Source organism: Nocardia sp. NBC_01388, from assembly GCF_045040085.1.
In the GTDB taxonomy this organism is placed as follows: Bacteria; Actinomycetota; Actinomycetes; order Mycobacteriales; family Mycobacteriaceae; genus Nocardia.
The window spans coordinates 8,505,253-8,522,478 of sequence record NZ_CP109553.1 but is presented as its reverse complement, the minus strand read 5'-3'; the positions used below and the strand labels follow the sequence as shown (position 1 = coordinate 8,522,478).

At 65.8% G+C, this 17,226-nt stretch carries 15 protein-coding genes; 9 read left to right on the top strand and 6 right to left on the bottom strand.

Annotated elements, in window-relative coordinates; translation table 11 throughout:
• Positions 1-89: 89 nt before the first annotated feature.
• Positions 90-800, top strand: coding sequence for a hypothetical protein (locus OG716_RS40215; RefSeq protein WP_355127125.1), 711 nt, complete (start codon positions 90-92; stop codon positions 798-800).
• Between the two features lie 117 nt (positions 801-917).
• Positions 918-1,181: a GlsB/YeaQ/YmgE family stress response membrane protein gene (locus tag OG716_RS40210; RefSeq protein ID WP_297620495.1), complete on the top strand. Its 264-nt coding sequence runs from the start codon at positions 918-920 to the stop codon at positions 1,179-1,181.
• 52 nt (positions 1,182-1,233) lie between these two features.
• Here the strand turns inward: OG716_RS40210 and OG716_RS40205 are convergent, their stop codons facing one another.
• The 4 genes from OG716_RS40205 to OG716_RS40190 form a co-directional block, all read right to left on the bottom strand.
• Positions 1,234-2,079 carry a class I SAM-dependent methyltransferase gene (locus OG716_RS40205; RefSeq protein ID WP_405135401.1) on the bottom strand — a complete coding sequence of 282 codons (846 nt, stop codon included), beginning with the start codon at positions 2,077-2,079 and terminating at the stop codon, positions 1,234-1,236.
• Between the two features lie 70 nt (positions 2,080-2,149).
• Positions 2,150-5,659, bottom strand: a complete 3,510-nt coding sequence (gene car / locus OG716_RS40200) for a carboxylic acid reductase (protein ID WP_405135400.1) — start codon at positions 5,657-5,659, stop codon at positions 2,150-2,152.
• A gap of 219 nt (positions 5,660-5,878) precedes the next feature.
• Entirely contained in the window at positions 5,879-6,442 is a 564-nt protein-coding gene (locus tag OG716_RS40195; RefSeq protein WP_355127297.1) for a TerD family protein, read from the bottom strand.
• A gap of 423 nt (positions 6,443-6,865) precedes the next feature.
• Positions 6,866-7,735 carry a hypothetical protein gene (locus tag OG716_RS40190; RefSeq protein WP_405135399.1) on the bottom strand — a complete coding sequence of 290 codons (870 nt, stop codon included), beginning with the start codon at positions 7,733-7,735 and terminating at the stop codon, positions 6,866-6,868.
• Between the two features lie 254 nt (positions 7,736-7,989).
• Here OG716_RS40190 and OG716_RS40185 point away from each other — a divergent pair, with 254 nt between their 5' ends.
• The 4 genes from OG716_RS40185 (at position 7,990) to OG716_RS40170 (ending at position 11,608) form a co-directional block, all read left to right on the top strand.
• Positions 7,990-8,484: a DoxX family protein gene (locus tag OG716_RS40185; protein ID WP_405135398.1), complete on the top strand. Its 495-nt coding sequence runs from the start codon at positions 7,990-7,992 to the stop codon at positions 8,482-8,484.
• A 128-nt stretch (positions 8,485-8,612) separates the two neighbouring features.
• Positions 8,613-9,530, top strand: a complete 918-nt coding sequence (locus tag OG716_RS40180; protein WP_405135397.1) for a PIG-L family deacetylase — start codon at positions 8,613-8,615, stop codon at positions 9,528-9,530.
• Entirely contained in the window at positions 9,527-10,489 is a 963-nt protein-coding gene (locus tag OG716_RS40175; RefSeq protein WP_405135396.1) for an alpha/beta hydrolase, read from the top strand. The genes OG716_RS40180 and OG716_RS40175 overlap by 4 nt, the downstream gene beginning before the upstream one ends.
• A 30-nt stretch (positions 10,490-10,519) precedes the next feature.
• Positions 10,520-11,608, top strand: coding sequence for a glycosyltransferase (locus OG716_RS40170; protein ID WP_405135395.1), 1,089 nt, complete (start codon positions 10,520-10,522; stop codon positions 11,606-11,608).
• Between the two features lie 16 nt (positions 11,609-11,624).
• Here OG716_RS40170 and OG716_RS40165 read toward each other — a convergent pair whose 3' ends face one another.
• Positions 11,625-12,416 carry a thioesterase family protein gene (locus OG716_RS40165; RefSeq protein WP_405135394.1) on the bottom strand — a complete coding sequence of 264 codons (792 nt, stop codon included), beginning with the start codon at positions 12,414-12,416 and terminating at the stop codon, positions 11,625-11,627.
• A gap of 477 nt (positions 12,417-12,893) precedes the next feature.
• Between OG716_RS40165 and OG716_RS40160 the strand changes: the two genes are divergently transcribed.
• Together OG716_RS40160 and OG716_RS40155 are read left to right on the top strand one after the other, a co-directional pair.
• Positions 12,894-14,009: a ferredoxin reductase gene (locus OG716_RS40160; protein ID WP_405140259.1), complete on the top strand. Its 1,116-nt coding sequence runs from the start codon at positions 12,894-12,896 to the stop codon at positions 14,007-14,009.
• A 7-nt stretch (positions 14,010-14,016) separates the two neighbouring features.
• A complete protein-coding gene (locus OG716_RS40155; protein WP_405135393.1) occupies positions 14,017-15,255 on the top strand; it encodes a fatty acid desaturase family protein in 1,239 nt (412 codons plus the stop codon).
• A 53-nt stretch (positions 15,256-15,308) separates the two neighbouring features.
• Here OG716_RS40155 and OG716_RS40150 read toward each other — a convergent pair whose 3' ends face one another.
• Positions 15,309-15,584, bottom strand: coding sequence for a hypothetical protein (locus OG716_RS40150; RefSeq protein WP_405135392.1), 276 nt, complete (start codon positions 15,582-15,584; stop codon positions 15,309-15,311).
• A 213-nt stretch (positions 15,585-15,797) separates the two neighbouring features.
• Between OG716_RS40150 and OG716_RS40145 the strand changes: the two genes are divergently transcribed.
• On the top strand, positions 15,798-17,174 hold the full coding sequence (locus tag OG716_RS40145; RefSeq protein ID WP_405135391.1) for a YncE family protein: 1,377 nt from the start codon (positions 15,798-15,800) through the stop codon (positions 17,172-17,174).
• Positions 17,175-17,226 lie beyond the last annotated feature (52 nt).

The window sequence follows — 17,226 nt, the reverse complement described above, 5'->3', positions numbered from 1 at the left end:
CGCCGTGGTGGCTCGAATTCTCGAGCCACCACGGCGACAGGGCCCGCATCTCCCCGAGATGACAGCGACTTGCTGGCATGCTGTGCCGCGTGATGAACAAAGGAGCATGGATCTCGACCGCCGTGTGCGCGGTACTGCTGAGCGCCGGATGCGGTGGGAGCACCAGCGATACGAAAGCTACCGCCGCCGGCCCGGCGCCGAGCACACCGCGCGATCAACTGGTGCTGGGCGCCGCGGAATTCCCCGCCGACACCACCCCGCTGACCCTGCCGCCGGACAAGCTGCGCTCCAGCGTCTCCGATCTCGGTGACGCCATGGCGAATTCGACGGTCACCCCCGCGGACTGCAAACAGCCGCAGGTGGATCTGGCCGCACTCAGCAATGATCTGATCGGCAATTCGGCCGTGGCCGCGGCCACCACCGAGGATATGACCGTCTACGTGGAATTCGTCGCGAACAAGCTGGCCGACACCGGAACCATGGCCGCCACCAATGAGAAATGCGCCGCCCTCACCTCCGCCAGCACGGTGAACGGCCAGCACATCGACACCGTCGTCAAAATGGAGCGCCTCCCCTCCCCCGACGCCCTCTCCGGCGTCCAGACCCTCGCCTACCGCGCCACCAGCACCAGCACGGTTTCGGACACCAAACCCCAAACCCGCACCTCCTACCAGGCGTGGGCCACCCTGCGCGGCATGACCGTCGGCGTCCGCGCCGCCGCCCTGGCCGGTACCCCCGACCAAGCCGCCTTCGAAAAGCTCTTCACCGACGCCGTGCAAAAGGTCCGCACCGCCCAGTAGTGAAGGGCAGGCCGGATGTTCGTCTCCCGGGCACGCTGATGTAATGCGACACGCACTGATGTCCGTCTTGTCCTGCTACCGTCGAATAAGCGACATCAGCTAGGCAAGGAGCACGACATGGGCATTATCGTCATGATCGTTATCGGTCTCATCGCCGGTGCCATCGCCCGCCTCCTCGTCCCGGGTAAGGAAAATTTCGGGTGGATCGGGACCATCCTGCTGGGCATCGTCGGTGGCTATGTGGGCGGGACCCTGGGGAGTCTGGTCTTCGCGCCGCACAAGTTCAGCGTTCACGCACCGGTGCAGCACACGTTCCTGGGTGCGATCGTCGGCGCGGTCGTTCTGCTGGTCATCTACAAGTTCGTGCGCGCCCGCGTCTGATACGCGACCTCGCAATCGCCATGCGGCAGTGGGACTGCCGCATGGCGGCGCGTTAGTTCGTCGCGCGCAGAATTCGGGGCGTGTTGCCCGCGCTCGGCTGCGGTGACGTCCCGGTATATCCGGCGATCACCTCGGTCGCGGTCCGATCTTCGACCTCGGTGAATCCGGCGTCGGCCAGTGCCGCCGCCATATCGTCCGCGGTGAAGTAGCTCAGGAACGGTTCGCCGACCGCGCCCACTCGATCGGCGCGGGCCTCGAGGTCGGCCGCTTCCTCGGAAGTTGTTGCGGGAACCAGGTAGTCGAGCACCACCTGGGTCGGCAGCGCCTGCTGCGAGATGTACTTCAGCGTGCCCGAAATGGCGTCCCGGGTCAGGTACATGACCACGCCGAGCCAGACGAAGACGGCAGGCTCGTCACGCGGGAATCCGGCCTCGGCCAAACCTTCTGCCAGCGTGCGCGTTTCGAAGTCGATGGGGACGAAGGCGAGGGAATCGGGCACATCGATACCCGATTCCGCCAGCCGATGACGCTTCCACTCCTGGGTATCGGGATGATCCACCTCGTACACCCGCAGCTCGGGGAACGGATCGCGGTAGGCGAAAGTGTCCAGGCCCGCGCCGAGGATCACAACCTGCCGCGTACCGGCCGCGGCGGCGGCGCGCACCGTGTCCTCGGCGAAGCGCGCCCGGCCCGCCAGGAACATCCGCCGCCGGCGCGGCCACCTGGGGTCACCGGATTCGAGTGTCGCGGTATTCCGCTCGATCAGCTCGGCCTCGTCCACGCCGAGAATGCGCATGGCCAGCGGATCGGTGAATATCCGTGGCTCATCGGCGATCTGATGGTAGGCACGCTGGTATGCCGTTGCCAGTGCGGTGCGGCTAGGTTGACCCAGTTCCATATACCGTTCCTCTGCCATTCCTGATTCGGTTCAGCGACTGCGTATCTCGACTCGCACCTACGTTCGCCGTCTACAGCAGCCCGCGCAATCGGAGATCCGTCACGTACTTGCGAATCAGTTCCGGTCCCAGGTGCGGGATATCGTGGTCGGCGCCGATCTCGGCCTCCTGCACGGCGGCCTGGAATCGCTTGGCGGGCAATACCGATCCCGGAATCGGAACGCCCGGATACCGGTACGCGTGCAGCAGTGGCAGCACCGAATTCTGCCGCTGCTGCTCGGGCAGCGCCCGCAGTGCCGTCTCGAAGCGCGCGAACCAGGCGTCGTAATCGTCGAACCGTTCGATGGGATGACCGTCCTCGATCAGCCAGTCCACGAATTCGTCGAGCGAAATCCCGTCATCGTGCGGATTGAAGACATCGAAGGTGCGGAACCCCTCGGTGGCCCGGGCCCCGAGCGTGGTGATCGCCTCGGCGGTGAAATCGGCGGGCAGGCCGTCGTAGTGGGCACGCCGCCGATTTCCGGCACTGTCGGTGCGATAGAACGACTTCGGGGCAATACCGGTGGCGAGCAGGCTCAGCAGCAGGCGGCTGAACATATCGGTCAGATTGAACTGGCCCGCGAAGGTGCTGTGCGCCAGGATCATATCCGAACGGAATACCGCGACCGGCAGTCCGCACAGATCGTTGGCCTCGCGCAGTAGGACCTCGCCCGCCCACTTGCTATTGCCGTAACCATTCGCGTACCCGTCGCCGACAATACGTTCCGCGCTGACCTCGCGAATATCGCCGTCCTCGTCGAAGAACTCCGGATCGACCTGATCGGCCACCCCGACGGTGGACAGGTAGGTGACCGGCTTCAGTCGAGTGGTGATCGCCAGCCGGATGACCTCGGCGGTGCCGACCACATTGGGGCCGAACAATTGGTCGTAGGGCAGCACGTGATTGACCAGCGCGGCCGGATGCACGATCAGGTCGGCCGTTTCGGCGAGATGCCGCCAATCCGCCTCGCTCAGGCCGAGATTCGCATCACCGATATCACCCGCGAGCACCTGTAGTCGCCGGTCGGCCAGGTCCCGATAGGTGCGCAGCAGTTCCGGGTCACCCGTGTCGAAGGCCGCATCCAGCCGCGCCCGCGCCGCCGCGGCGGTGCTCCCGCGGACGACGCAGATGAGGGTGCCGTCCACCTCGTCCATGCGCCGCAGCCATTCCAGGCACAGGAAGCGGCCGAGGTAACCATTGGCTCCGGTCAGCAGCACCGTGCGGGGTTGCTCGACAACACCCGGAATCTCCGTGGCAGCGGCGAGTGTCGCGGCAGCGATGAACTTGTCCAGGGTCAGATCGGCAGCCCGGATCTGCGGACCCGCACCGTGCACCGAGGCGGGCGTGGGTCGGCGGACCACCGAATTCCGCTCCTGCTCGATATATTTCGCCAATCCCGCGAGATCGTTGGCCGGGCTGACGATGACGCCCACCGGCACCTCGACCCCGAAGATCTCCCGCAGCAGCGTCGAGAACGACAGCGCCGACAGCGAATCTCCGCCCAGATCGGCGAAGTGCGCATCGGGCCGCAGATCGGTTTCGGCACAGCTGAGCAGCGCCCGTGCGGCGCGGCCGACACTCTCGAGCACCGGGCGCTGCGCGGCCTCGGACCGCAGTGCCGCCAGTTCATCGGCCTGCTGGGTGGCCAGATCGGTGTACAACTGCTCGAGTCGCTCCCCGTAGCGCTCTTTGAGCTTGGGCCGCAGGGCTTTTCCGATCCCGGACAGCATGCCGTTCTCCATGGTGAACGGCTCGGGCTCGACGAGGAAGTTACGCGGAACCTCATAGGATTCGAGTTCGGCATCCTTCGCCAGCCGCTGCAGCGATTCACTCAGCGCCGTGTGCAGCGAGTCGCCGGCCGCACCGCGCAGCGCCTCCGCGGTGGGCACGATCACCGCGAGCAAATACGCGCGTTCACTGCTGCCGTAGACGTAGATCTGCTTGATCAGCGGGCTGGTCGAGTACACCGCCTCCAGCTTGGCGACGGTCACGAACTCACCCTGTGACAGCTTCAGAACGTTATTGCGGCGGTCGACGTAGACCAGCTCGTCCGGCCCGAGTTCGGCGACGATATCGCCGGTCCGATAGAAGCCGTCCTCATCGAATATCTCGGCGGTGACCTCCGGCCGGCGGTAGTACCCGGGAATCATGACCGTGGACTTGAGCAGCAGCTCACCGCGCGGGTACGGCTTATCGGTGCGGAAGTACCCGAGGTCGGGCACATCGACCAGCTTGTAATCGATGACCGGCGGACGATTGATCCGATTGTCCATGAGAATGCCGCCACCGGCCTCGGTCGAGCCGTAACCGTCGTGCAGTTCGAACCCGAGCACGGACTCCATGAAGGTCTTCATCTCGGCGGAGATCGGCGCACTGCCGACGATCGCGCCGAACAACCGGCCGCCCAGCATCTGATCGCGCAGTTCGGATTTCACCTGCCGGACAGTCGTTTCCGGGTCCGCACCGGTGGCGAGCCGGCGGGCGACCTCACCCTGGTAGCGCTGGAAGATCATGTCGCAGACGCGGGGGACGAAGAAGAACTCCGTCGGCCGCACCAGCGCGATATCTTCGAACAGCGTCGACAGATCGCTGGCGGCCGCGAAGTGGGCGGTGCCGCCGCGGGCGATCGCCCCGATCAGCGCCATGCGACCGGCCACATGGCTCATCGGCATGTAGTTGAAATTGATTGCGGGCCAGGGCGATCGCGCCGGTCCGCCGATCCACATGGACGCCACCAGGCGCTGCGGGTACATCGCACCCTTCGGCGCACCGGTGCTACCGGAGGTGTAGATGAGCAGCGCGAGCGGATCCTCGTCCGGGCCAGGAACAAAAGGCTGTGCGGGCGGCAATGCGCGCCCGCGCTCGAGCAACTCCTCCAAGGTCTCGACAGTTACCGCACTGCCGGCCTCCGCAAGCCGTGTACGTGCGGATTCCAGTGCCGCACAGTGATAGTCGTCATCGCTGTGATGGTCGAAGACCAGCAGCTGCAGCGGCGCGGGCGCGGCCAGCGCCGCGTCGACCGCGCCCTCGAGCAGCTCCGAACTGGTGGCGAGCAGTCGCGGCCCGGTCTCGGCGATAATCGAATTCCACTGCGCCACCGAACTACTCGACTGCAGGGGCACACAGACCAGACCCGAGATCTGGCAGGCCAGATCCAGCGCGATGTAGTCGGCGCTGGTGAAGCCGAGAATGCAGACGAAATCGCCGGTGCGCAGGGGATTTCGCGAATCGTGCTGCCAGGCGGCGGCAACGGCGCCGATACGCGCCGACAGCTCCCGGTAGGTGGTCGTCGTGAATCCCGGTAGCAATTTCCGGGTCCGCCGACCCGTGTCATCGGTGACGAGTTCAAAGGCCCGCTGCCCGAGCGCGGGGCGATCGGCGTATCCGTCCAGAGCCGTCGTGATGATCTCCGCCAGGCTCTGTCCGGGCTGCTGCATGGCCGCGCTCACCTCGGGGCGCTGCACAGCGGCACTGATCTGTTGATCGGCGAGCAATTCGGCGATGCGCTGCGAGCGCACGGCCTCCGGCGTGTCATTACCCACGTTGACCCTCCTGCGTATCCCCGACCGTGATCACACCCCTGGGCGTACGGTGTCGCCCAGTACCCGAGCGCAATCCGACACATTTAGCCAAGCTAATCAATTCACGGTGCGCTCGCGCCGCCGGAATGTCAAGCACCGGCCGTCGGGTGTGATGACGATGGCGGGCAGCAGGGTGCCGTCCGCCACCACAATCATGACTCAGGAGGGATAAATCACCACTCAGACGTCGATGCCGTAGTCGCGGGCGATTCCCGCCAGTCCGGAGGCGTAGCCGCGGCCGATCGCGCGGAACTTCCATTCCGGGCCTTGACGATAGAGCTCGCCGCACACCACGGCCGTCTCCTCGGCGGCGTCCTCGGTGAGGTCGTAGCGGGCCAGTTCGGTCCGGGTGGCGCGGTCGACCACCCGGATATAGGCATTGCGGACCTGGCCGAAGGTCTGGCCGCGGACCTCGGCATCGTGAATCGATACGGAGAAAACGACATTGGTGACGGTGGGCGGCAGGTCGACCAGGTCGACGGTGATCACCTCGTCGTCACCGGCACCGGAACCGGTCAGGTGATCACCGGTGTGTTCTATGGCGCCGTCCGGTGAGCGCAGATTGTTGTAGAAGACGAAATGCCGGTCGGTCGGTACTCGTTGATCCCCGCCCACCGCCAGCGCGCTGGCGTCCAGATCGAAATCGTCACCGACAGTGGCGCGTACATCCCAGCCCAGTCCGACCGCCACCGCTGTGAGATTCGGCGCGCGGTGCGAGAGCGAGACATTGCCGCCGCGGAGCAGGCGTACGCCGGTCGCCTGCGCGGCATCCCAGGGGAAGGCGGTCCACGGCCAGTCACCGGCAGCTTCGGTTTCCGGAGCGCCGCTCTCCTCGACCCCGGCGGAGCCGTCGTCGAGCTGGTCGGCAATCCGAATGATCCGGCGCTGCAACTCGATCAGCTCGACCAGATCCCGATTCACCGCCAGCCCGGACCCCTGCGCCGCGGTCATCGCCCGCACCGCATCCTCGTGCGCCGCGGATACCGCACCCCGCAGCCGGGCCGCCACCCCCGCTCTGCGCGTGGATGCCGACCGAACCCGAGGTCCCCCCTCATCGGTAGTCACCCTCCCACCGTACCGCGCCGCCACCGCGCCGAAACGCGATGGCAAACCCGCACTGCCCGTGTTGCTTTGGCCGCACCAGCAGCAAGATCGTTCGCGCGGCGGCTACCGGGCCTGCGGCGGCAGCGTGTCGCGCAGCACCTGGACGCCGGCGGTGAGGGCGGAGCCGGCGGTCTGCAGGCTCATGGTGGGCTGTGAACTCAGGACGACCACGGCGTAGCGCAGGTCAGAACCAACCAGTCCGGTTGTGTTGAGAATCAGTGAGGAGGACATCCACATCCAGCCCTGCTTGACCGCCCACGGGGAATCGGACAGTGCGTTGGGAATGCCGAAGTACTGATCGACACCGTCAGCCGCGGTCCGGGAGGCTTGGCCCAGCGCGTCCAGCACCACATCGCGCACCGGAGCCGGGGCGCCCGAGGTGAGGTAGCGGTAAGCGGACACCACATCCCTTGCGGTGGTGAGTGTTTCGCCCCACTGACCGGAATCGGACGGGGGCGTGGTGCCGGACAGGCCGATGCGGTCGGCCATGCGCGTCACGATCGCCGCACCGCCGTGCGACTCCCACAGCTGGTCGGCGATACCGTCGTCACTGGCCGACAGCATGCGCCGCACGGCATCGGTGGTGGACGAATCCGACTGTGCCGCAGGATCATCGAGCACATCCAGGGCGATGAGCAACTTCACCACCGAGGCGGTGTAGAACTGCTGATCCTGATTGGTGGCGGCGAGCATCATCCCGTTCTGGGTGTCCATGACCTCGATACCGGCCTCGGCGCCCGGCGATACCTCCTGGATCGCGGCCAGCATGCGCTCGGCCAGCGCGACCGACGATACGGTCGCCGTGGCAGCGGGTTTCGCATGCGACGGCGGTAGTGGCACCGGAGCCGGATGCGCGAACGACACCGGCACAGCGAACAGAGTCGAAATTCCCATCGTGGCTACCGCGGCAGCGACCCGTACAACGAAAGCCATGACTCTCCCTCACAACGAACCGGCTGAGCGAGACAGAGCCCGGCAGCCCGTTGTCTCGCCGCCGCAGCGAACCATTCGGATAGTACTAATTCCGAATTAATTCGCAAATCCGTTGGGTGGAGTATTTGTTACGTTCAGAAGAAGCGACTATTTCCGTAAAATTTCGGGAGCGAACGATTTACCGCGCTACCTCGTAGTAAGAGGACGGGTGAGGCTTCCGCTCACCCGAGATCCGCAGAACTCGGAGATGTGCCATGCGCCTTCTGACCACCGAAACAAAGGCCGGACCGGCACCATCCACGCTCGGCGCCGTCGTGCTCGGCCTGTTCCGCATCCTGATCGGCGCCTCGTTCGCCCTGCACGGCTACTCCGAACTCTTCGGAAAACCCGTACACCCCTACGGTGCCCAACTCCCCGCCTTCGGCAGCTGGCCGCACTGGTGGGCAGGCATCATCGAACTGGTAGCCGGTACCGCCGTGGCCCTGGGCCTCGGCACCCGAATCGCCGCCCTGCTCTGCTCCGGCTCGATGGCCTACGCCTTCCTCACCGTCCACCTCAAACACGGCATCCTCCCCGTAGTCAACGGCGGCGAACCCGCGGCCATGTTCTGCTGGTCCTTCTTCCTGATCGCTGCGCTAGGGGCGGGCGCCTTCTCCGCCGACGCCCTGATCACACACTTCACCCGCACCCGCCGACGGCCCACCGCCGTACCGCCCCTGGGCGTCAGCCCGGAGCACCGGGTGAGCTGATCCGCTCACCTACCTTCCAACTCCTATGGCGTACCGGCATTTTCGGATGATTACGCGGTACGGTGGAACCGCTCACCGTGCGGAGGGCCGCGGATACGGCGCCTCTCCCAGCGAGAGGAGTAGTGCAGATGACAGGTACCGCAGCCGATGCTCTCGCGGTGACACGGGTACTCGATGCCGCCGATCGGATTGTGGTCGTCTCACCGCATTTCGATGATGCGGTGCTGTCAGCCGGGGGGCTGATCGCCGCACGGGTCGAAGCGCGGCAGCCGGTCGAGGTCCTGACAGTCTTCTCGAGCGCGCGCGCCATCGCGACGCGGGGCGGCCGGCATCAGGCATTCACGGACTACGCGCTGCGTGTGGCCGAGGACGATCGGGCCCTGGCCGCGCTCGGTGCGCGGGCACGACGACTCGGCCTGTACGAGCGACTGTTCCGAGATCCGCCGCCGCGTGGTCCGTTCGGACTGTTTCGCACCTCACTCGAGATCGCGCGGAGCGCCGAAACCAGTGCGGTCCAGCGGGCAATCGCCGAAGCACTGAACAATGGCAACGCAATCATATTGGCCCCGTTGGGAATCGGGAATCACGTCGATCACGTGATCGTGACCGTCGGCGCATTGCGCGCGATCCGCGATCGGGATGCGCAGGCGCGAGTACTGTTCTTCGAGGACTTCAATGCGATGTCGGAGCGAAACCGCCGGCTACATCCGGTTTCCCGGTTGCGCCCCTTCCCTTTTCGGGACGCTCCCGGATGGGCGAGCCCGCGCACGGCGGTCGAGATGACCGCGATCTCGCTGCTCACCCGAGGCCCGGACCCGACGGCACTGTGCGATCTACCGGTCCGGGCCGAAGAGTGGAGCATGTCGGCGCTGCCGCTCACCACCAGGCACGAAACCGCGAAGTTCGAGGCGCTCGCCGAATATCGCACTCAGACTTCAGCTTTGGGAGGCGAGCCGCAACTGCGAGCGCTCCTGGAACGCGCCCACGCCAGGCGCGGCGGCGAGCTCCTCTGGCGATTCCGAGCCTCCGGAGCGAGTAGCTCATGAGATGGCTCGCTCTGCTGGCACTGCTGATTTCGGGGACCGTATTCGCTCCGCACGTGGCCGCGCAGCCCACGGAGACGGCGACCATCGACCACGTCGTTGCGGTCACGAGCCGCTGGCTGCAGGTCTATGTCCGCTCGCCTGCCATGGCCGGGATCGTTCACATCGATCTGCTCCTGCCGGCCGACACCACTTCCCCGCATCCTACCGTCTATCTGCTCGAAGGCATCGATTCCGCACGCCCGGACCAGAACGACTGGACAGCGCAGGGCGGCGCGGTCGACTTCTTCGCGGACAAGGACGTCAATGTGGTGCTGCCGGTCGGCGGAGCGGGCAGCTTCTACACCGACTGGCAGCGCCCGGATCCGCTGCGCGGGCGCCAGCAGTGGGAGACCCTGCTGACCAGGGAGCTGCCGCCTCTGCTGGATACCCGTTTCCACGGCAATGGCGTCGATGCGATCGTCGGCATCTCCATGGGCGCACAGGCGGCCATGATGCTCGCCGAACGCTCCGGCGACCTCTACCGGGCCGTATCGGCACTGAGCGGATGCTTCGATTCCGGTGATACGCTCGGAAAGGCAGAACTGCGCTACATCATCGCGACAGACGGCTCCGACCCGGACAATATGTGGGGGCCGGCCACCGATCCCGACTGGCTCGCACACGATGTGCTCGCACACGCCTCACAATTGACCGGCAAATCGCTGTACATCTATGCCGCTACGGGTTTCCCGGGCGTTCACGAGAATTCCGCGACCCCGAATCTGCCGGACGCCGTCCTCGAGGGCGGCGCAATCGAATTCGGCGCTCGGCTCTGCACCGAGGCGCTACAGCGCCGGCTGGGAGAACTCGGCATCCCGGCGACCTACGACCTCGCTCCGGCGGGAACGCACAGCTGGCCGTACTGGCGGGATCAATTGAGCGCCGAGTGGCCGGTCCTGGCAGCGGCGCTGGGCCGGTGAATCGATAATGGAGAGAAGGGGATTACAGCGGTGCGAGTGCTATTCGTCGGCGGCCCGCTGATCGGCCACACCTTCCCGATGCTGCCCCTGGCACTGCATCTGCACCAGGCCGGCCACGAGGTGCTGCTCGGCTCGGGCGACGAGGTGGTGACGGCACTGCGCGACCTGCTGCCGGTGGTCACCGTGGCCGACCCCATGAGTGTGCGAGTTCCCATCCAGGCCTTGGCCTTACATCCCGTCGCCGCCAGGAACGCCCTACGCGGCTCGGCTGATCCGGAGGTGGCGGCGCGGGTATTCATCTCGGTGAACGAGCGCATGGCGGCGCAGGTCGTGACGGCGGCGCAGCGATTCGCGCCGGAGCTGATCGTGCACGAACCCTTCGCAGCGGCCGCCGCGATTGCCGCCGACCGGTTGAATGTGCCTGCGGTGCTGCACAATATCGGGCTCGACTACGGGCACGAGGTGAACGCCCGCCTACTCGGGAGACTCGGCATGCCGCATATCTCCGATACCGCCGATCTGAGCGTCGCACCGCCCAGCATCGTGCGGGTTCCCGGCTGGCCGATGCGTTATATGCCGTTCTCCACACCCGGTCCGCCGCTGCCCGAATGGCTGGCGGAACCGCCGTCCCGCCCCCGCATTCTCGTCACCCGCAGCACCATGCTCGGCGACGGCCGGCCCACCTTCCTGAAGTCGGTGCTGCGCGCCGCCCCGGATGTCGATGCCGAATTCGTCATTGTCCGCCCCGACAGCGATACCGGCCGACGCCGTGACCTGCCCGCCAATATTCGCACCGTCGGCTGGACGGATCTGAGCGATGCGCTGCGCACCTGCACCGCCATGATCAATCACGGTGGCGCGGGCTCGGTCTACGCCGCGCTGCACGCCGGCCTGCCCCAGATCCTCACCCCCGATACCGGCGACCGCGGCTGGAACGCCGCCCTCATCGACCGCCGCGGCGCGGGGATCTCGGTCCCGCCGCGCCGCATCGACGCGGACCACATCACACGCCTGATCACCGATCCCCGGTTGGCCACTGCGGCGCGGGAGGTGGCCGCCGAGATGGCCACGATGCCGAGTTTCGAAGCGATCACCGCGCGCCTGCTCACGCTGTTGTGACCAGAAGCTGGTCCCCTCAGCGGGTGCTGAGGAACAGGGTCTGGGTGCTGCGGCCGATCGGGCCCTTTTCGTCGAAGAGGCGGGATTCGGCCAGGCCTACGCCGGTGCGTTCCGGGTAGGTGGCGGCGTCGAGGCAGACCCATTCACCGACGGGCTCGCGGTGCAGGGTCACGGTGAGGTCGGTGTTGATGAAAACGTAGCGGTCCCAGTCCAGTACGGCGCTGACGCCATTGCCGGAGTCGGCGGCGGCGAGGGTGCGTTCCAGGGGGCTGGGGGTGGTGCCGGCAACGATGGGGTGGCGCAGGCGAATCCAGCAGACGGCGGGGCCGGGATCGGTGAAACTGCCTGTGATGAAACGGTATTCGATGGCGGTGTGGAAGCCGACCGGCTGGGCCGACGGGAAGCGCGCGCTGCCCGAGGCGGTGTCCGGGCCGGGGCGGGTGCCGGTGGGAAGGACTTCGGCGGGAAGGTCCAGCTCCGGATCGGCGCTGCGCAATCGCCAGGCATTGGCCTTCATGACCGGGCCCTGATCGGAGCTCAGCGTGGCCTCGATCAATTCGACACTGCGACCGGGCCGGGCCACCCGCGCCCGGGCCGTGAGCGGGGCGATCGGAATCGGACCGAGGATTTCCACGGCGACGCGGCCGATGCGGAACCCGTCCCGCGGCTCACAGCGCTCGATAACGTGTCCGAGCAGCGCCGACGGCGGTCCGGCGTGCTGTGCGTCCGGCGACCAGGGACCGCGGGTGAGGTCGGTGGAGTGGAACCGATCGGGGCTCTCGGGATCCGGTAGGTAGAAGGCATCCATAGTGGTCCCGAGCCTACGTCGGGCCTGCCGCGGCCTGCTCAGGGCAGCTGGTGGTGAGGGGCGCGCGCCGGAGCGCGGCGTCGATCAGTTCCTGCAGTGCGCCGTCGATGGGCTCTTCGCCGTGGGAGACCGTACGGCCCGGGCAGAACGACTGGATGCTGGCATTGGTCGCACCGGGCAGCGAATTCTTCTCCGCCCCCCATGAACGCCTACGACGATGGCGACACCATCGTGCTCGACGTGGTCCGATACCCGAAGATGTTCGACACCAACCGATTCGGCCCCGACGACGGCGCACCCTCCCTCGACCGCTGGGAGGCCGACCTGCTCGCGGGCAAGGTCGGCCAGGCTTCCACGGCAACTGGGTCCCGGCAACCCGACCTGACCTCCGGCGGCAATGTCTGCCGCTGGTCTTGTTCCGGTCGGGCCGGTACGGTTTCAGTGTACAGTTGTACACAGAAACCGATGGAGCTGCTTGTGGGCCTTCTGAATTGGAGTACTCGTCCGACCGCGGGCGTTGGTGCAAAGAAACCTCAGGTCAACATCCTGCGCGGTCTATTGGCCAGAGCCACGACACCGCTGCTTCCCGATGACTACCTACATCTGCTCAACCCGCTGTGGACGGCCCGTGAACACCGCGGGAGGGTTGTCGGGGTCGTCAAGGAGACCGAAGACACCGCGACGGTGACGATCCGCACCGGTTGGGGGTTCCCGGCAGCGTACAAACCCGGCCAGTATGTCGGCATCGGGGTGCAGTTGGATGGCCGCTGGCGGTGGCGCTCCTATTCGCTCACCTCGATCGTCGGGTCGGCCGCGGAGAAGACCATTGCGATCACCGTCAAGGCCAACCCCGACGGCTTCCTGTCGAGCCATCTGGTCGATGGTGTCGCGCCCTCCACGATCATCCGGCTGGCCGCGCCGCGCGGGGATTTCCAACTGCCGGAGCCTGTTCCGGGCAAGATCCTGTTCGTCACCGCGGGCAGTGGCATCACCCCGGTGATCGCCATGCTGCGGTCGCTCGAATCGCACGGGCAGCGGCCCGATATCCGCCACATCCATTCCGCGCCGACCCGCGACGAAGTCATCTTCCTCGACGAGATGGAAGCCCGCGCCGAGAAGACTCCCGGCTACGATCTGCAACTCCAGCTCACCCGGAAAATGGGCAAGTTCACCGCGTCCCGGCTCGATGAGTGGGTACCCGACTGGCGTGAGCGCGAGTGCTGGGCGTGCGGACCTCCGGCCCTGCTGGACGCGATGGAGTCGCACTACGACGGTGGTGGCCTGCGGGATCGTCTGCACGTCGAGCGGTTCGCGATCGCTCGTACCGATCACGGTGGCGAGGGCGGTACGGTGCGGTTCGCCGTCTCGGGCAGGGAAGCCGAGATCGACGGCGCGACAACACTTCTCGAAGCGGGCGAGAAGTTGGGCATCAATATGCCGTTCGGTTGCAGGATGGGCATCTGCAAAACCTGCGTCCTGCCACTGGCGGGCGGATACGTCCGCGACCTGCGCACCGGTGAGGAGCGTCGCGAAGGAGAACGAATCCAAACGTGCATCAGCAGTGTCTCTGGTGAATGCACTCTCGATATTTAGGAGCCCGATGGCCATCACAGACATCGACACCTACGCACATCTGACCGCCGACGATATCGACGCTCTCGGCGCCGAACTCGATGCCATCCGCCGCGATATAGAGGAGTCACGTGGCGACGATGACGCTCGCTACATCCGGCGTGCCATCACGCTGCACCGCGCCCTGGCGGCCGGTGGCCGCGTCGCCCTGATGTTCAGCAACCGCAAGCCCGCATGGCTCGCGGGCACGGTGATGCTCTCGCTGGCCAAGATCATCGAGAACATGGAACTCGGCCACAATGTGATGCACGGGCAATGGGACTGGATGAACGATCCGGAGATCCACTCGTCCTCATGGGAGTGGGACACCACCTGCCCCAGCGTGCAGTGGAAGCATTCGCACAACTTCGTCCATCACAAGTACACCAATATCGTCGGAATGGACGACGATGTCGGGTACGGCATTCTGCGCGTGACGCGGGACCAGCGGTGGGAGTGGTGGAACGTCGGCAATCCGGTGTACAACCTCGTTCTCGGAACGTTTTTCGAGTGGGGCGTGGCCCTGCACCACCTCGAGGTGGAGAAACTCCGCAGCGGCGAGAAGACCTGGCGGCAGGCGTTCAAAGACCTGCGCATCATCGGAACCAAGGTCGGCAAGCAGGCGGCCAAGGATTATCTGATCTTCCCGGCGCTGGCCGGCAAGAATTGGAAGACGACCCTGACCGCCGATGCCACCGCCAATTTCGTCCGCAACTATTGGACCTACATGGTGATCTTCTGCGGCCACTTCCCCGACGGCGCCGAGAAATTCACCGTGGCGGAGTTCGAGACCGAGGATCAGCCGCGCTGGTATCTGCGACAGATGCTGGGGTCGGCCAACTTCCGGGCGGGACCGCTGATGCGCTTCATGAGCGGCAATCTCAGCCACCAGATCGAACACCACCTGTACCCCGACCTGCCGAGCAATCGCTATGAGGAAATCGGCGTACGCGTGCGGGAGCTGTGCGACAAATACGACCTCCCCTATACAACCGGTTCACTCGGCGGCCAATACCTGCAATCGTTTCGGACGATCGCCAAGCTAGCCCTGCCGAACGCCCTACTCGAAGCAACCTCCGACGACGCACCGGAAACAGCTTCGGAACTGCGCTTCGCCATCCGCGACGGTCTCCAGACGCACTTCGGCGTCGATCCCGAAACCGGCAAGCGCCGCGGACTGCGCACGGCCTTAAGGGAATTGAAGCGCGCACCGGTGCGAACCGAGTGACGGCGGGCCGCCCTGCGTAGCGGTCGCGAGGCACCGCGAATTTCGCGCAAGGGCTACACCTTTTCGCCCCGCGCCCGCGCAGCCGCGGCCTGAACCCGCCACTGCCCGGCAGCGGCCACAATTGCCTTGTTCCGCTCCGCCGCCACATTCAACTGGGCGTCCCACAACGCCCCTGCCAGCAACACCCCGACCCCAATGAGACCGAGCACCACACCGAAAACCGGCTGTATCGGATCCGCCCACGCCAGAACAAGAAACTCCCGATTCTCCCGCCGCAAAAGCAACGACCCGAACCCCAGCACCATCAACCAAAAGCCCCACCGCGCCACCGCGTAACCCCCTGTAAATGAAAAGCGTGCCGCGACAGCGTAACCGCGCCTCCGCGCCTATCCCAGCCCAGTCTCTACCCGGCATTGCCCCGAGGGGTACGACTCCGACCGACGGCGGTCCCAATCCCCCACTTTGCCGACACTGTGGTTTCGGGAGCCGCGACCGCCCGGCTATGCTGGCGCCGTTTGCTGTCTTGGGGAGGGGCACCGTTGATGAATGGCCAAACTGCCTGGTTGCGTGTGGATGTCGGGGCAGCCGAATCAGCATCGATGGTCACGGCGATGATTCGCGACGCCGTCGCACGGGCGCAGGCTGAATCCGGGTGGCCCCCTTCGGGGCTGACACTGGCCCATCCGGCGTGGTGGACGGTGGCGCAGACGCAGCTGTTGGTGGCCGCGGCAGCCGAAGCCGGATGCCCGCCCGAACGACTTCAACTGCTTCCGCAGCCACACCGAATGATATCCACCGCACCACAATTCGAGCCGCCGCCGAGCGCTCCACCGATCAGCGCACCGTCATCCACGCTCTCTCCCCGGCTCGCGCTGATCATCGCCGCGCTGGTAGTGCTGCTGGGCGGAACCGCGATCGCCGGCGTTGCCGTGCTGAAGTCACAGGATTCATCGGCCCAGTCGTCGAATGCGCCGCAGTACAAGACGATTGCCGTCGGCCGCTCGCAGGGCGTCGGCATCACGATCGCCGATCCGATCAATCATCGCGTGTACACCTCGGACACTCTCGATTACACCGTGTCCGTCGTCGATACCGTCGCGGAGAAGACCGTCGCGACGATCCCTCTCGGTACCGGCAGCAGTCTCGGCGGTATGGCGGTCGATCCACAGAACCACACGCTCTGGATACTCAGTTCGAGCAGCGACAAGAGCAGTAGGAGCAGGCCGCTGCTGAAGGTCGACACGCTGACCAACAAGATCGCGGGCACTGTGACCGTGCCTGCCAATACGAGCGATATCGCCGTTCATCCTCGCACCCACGAGGTGTACATCAGTCAGGTCAACGGTGACGTCGTGGATGAGGCCAGCGGTGGCACCGTCGTGGCCACGATCGTGGACCCCACCACCCTGCAAACCAGTCGAATCGTCCTGCCGGGCCACGGCGTGAGCCTTGCCATCAACCCCGACACCGGTCTCGTCTACCTCAACGGAGGCGTCAGCGGCAGTGTGAGGGTCATCGATCCGAACACGAAATCGGTTGTGGGACAGATCGATTATCCGGCCGCCGCCATGCAGGAATTGATGGTTATGGACCCGCGGACGAACACCGCATACATCCCCTCGGGAACCGGCGTCGTGGTTCTCGATCTCGGGAAGGGAACCTACGTTCGGACCATCGACATGGGGCACAGCGTGTACTGGATGGCGATAGATCCCGAGCTCGGCAATGTCTACGCACCGGATACCCGGGGCAACCAGCTCACCGTGATCGATACTGCAACCCTCAGCATCAAGGGCACCATAGACATGGGAAGTTCGGCCGAGGGCATTGCTGCGGACTCGGTGTCGCACAAGGTTTATGTGCGCCCGTGGGACGATCTCTCGGTGATCGATCCGTGCACGACATTGCAGTGCCGCTGAATCACCAGCTCGAACCACACCGCGATGAGCGAGCCACGATGACGGCCGAGCG

Bases quoted from the DNA above. Each gene is read 5' to 3' on its own strand.
- OG716_RS40210 (WP_297620495.1), top strand. From the start codon at position 918: ATGGGCATTATCGTCATGATCGTTATCGGTCTCATCGCCGGTGCCATC.
- OG716_RS40205 (WP_405135401.1), bottom strand. From the start codon at position 2,079: ATGGAACTGGGTCAACCTAGCCGCACCGCACTGGCAACGGCATACCAG.
- OG716_RS40190 (WP_405135399.1), bottom strand. From the start codon at position 7,735: ATGGCTTTCGTTGTACGGGTCGCTGCCGCGGTAGCCACGATGGGAATT.
- OG716_RS40185 (WP_405135398.1), top strand. From the start codon at position 7,990: ATGCGCCTTCTGACCACCGAAACAAAGGCCGGACCGGCACCATCCACG.
- OG716_RS40180 (WP_405135397.1), top strand. From the start codon at position 8,613: ATGACAGGTACCGCAGCCGATGCTCTCGCGGTGACACGGGTACTCGAT.
- OG716_RS40175 (WP_405135396.1), top strand. From the start codon at position 9,527: ATGAGATGGCTCGCTCTGCTGGCACTGCTGATTTCGGGGACCGTATTC.
- OG716_RS40165 (WP_405135394.1), bottom strand. From the start codon at position 12,416: ATGGATGCCTTCTACCTACCGGATCCCGAGAGCCCCGATCGGTTCCAC.
- OG716_RS40155 (WP_405135393.1), top strand. From the start codon at position 14,017: ATGGCCATCACAGACATCGACACCTACGCACATCTGACCGCCGACGAT.
- OG716_RS40145 (WP_405135391.1), top strand. From the start codon at position 15,798: ATGAATGGCCAAACTGCCTGGTTGCGTGTGGATGTCGGGGCAGCCGAA.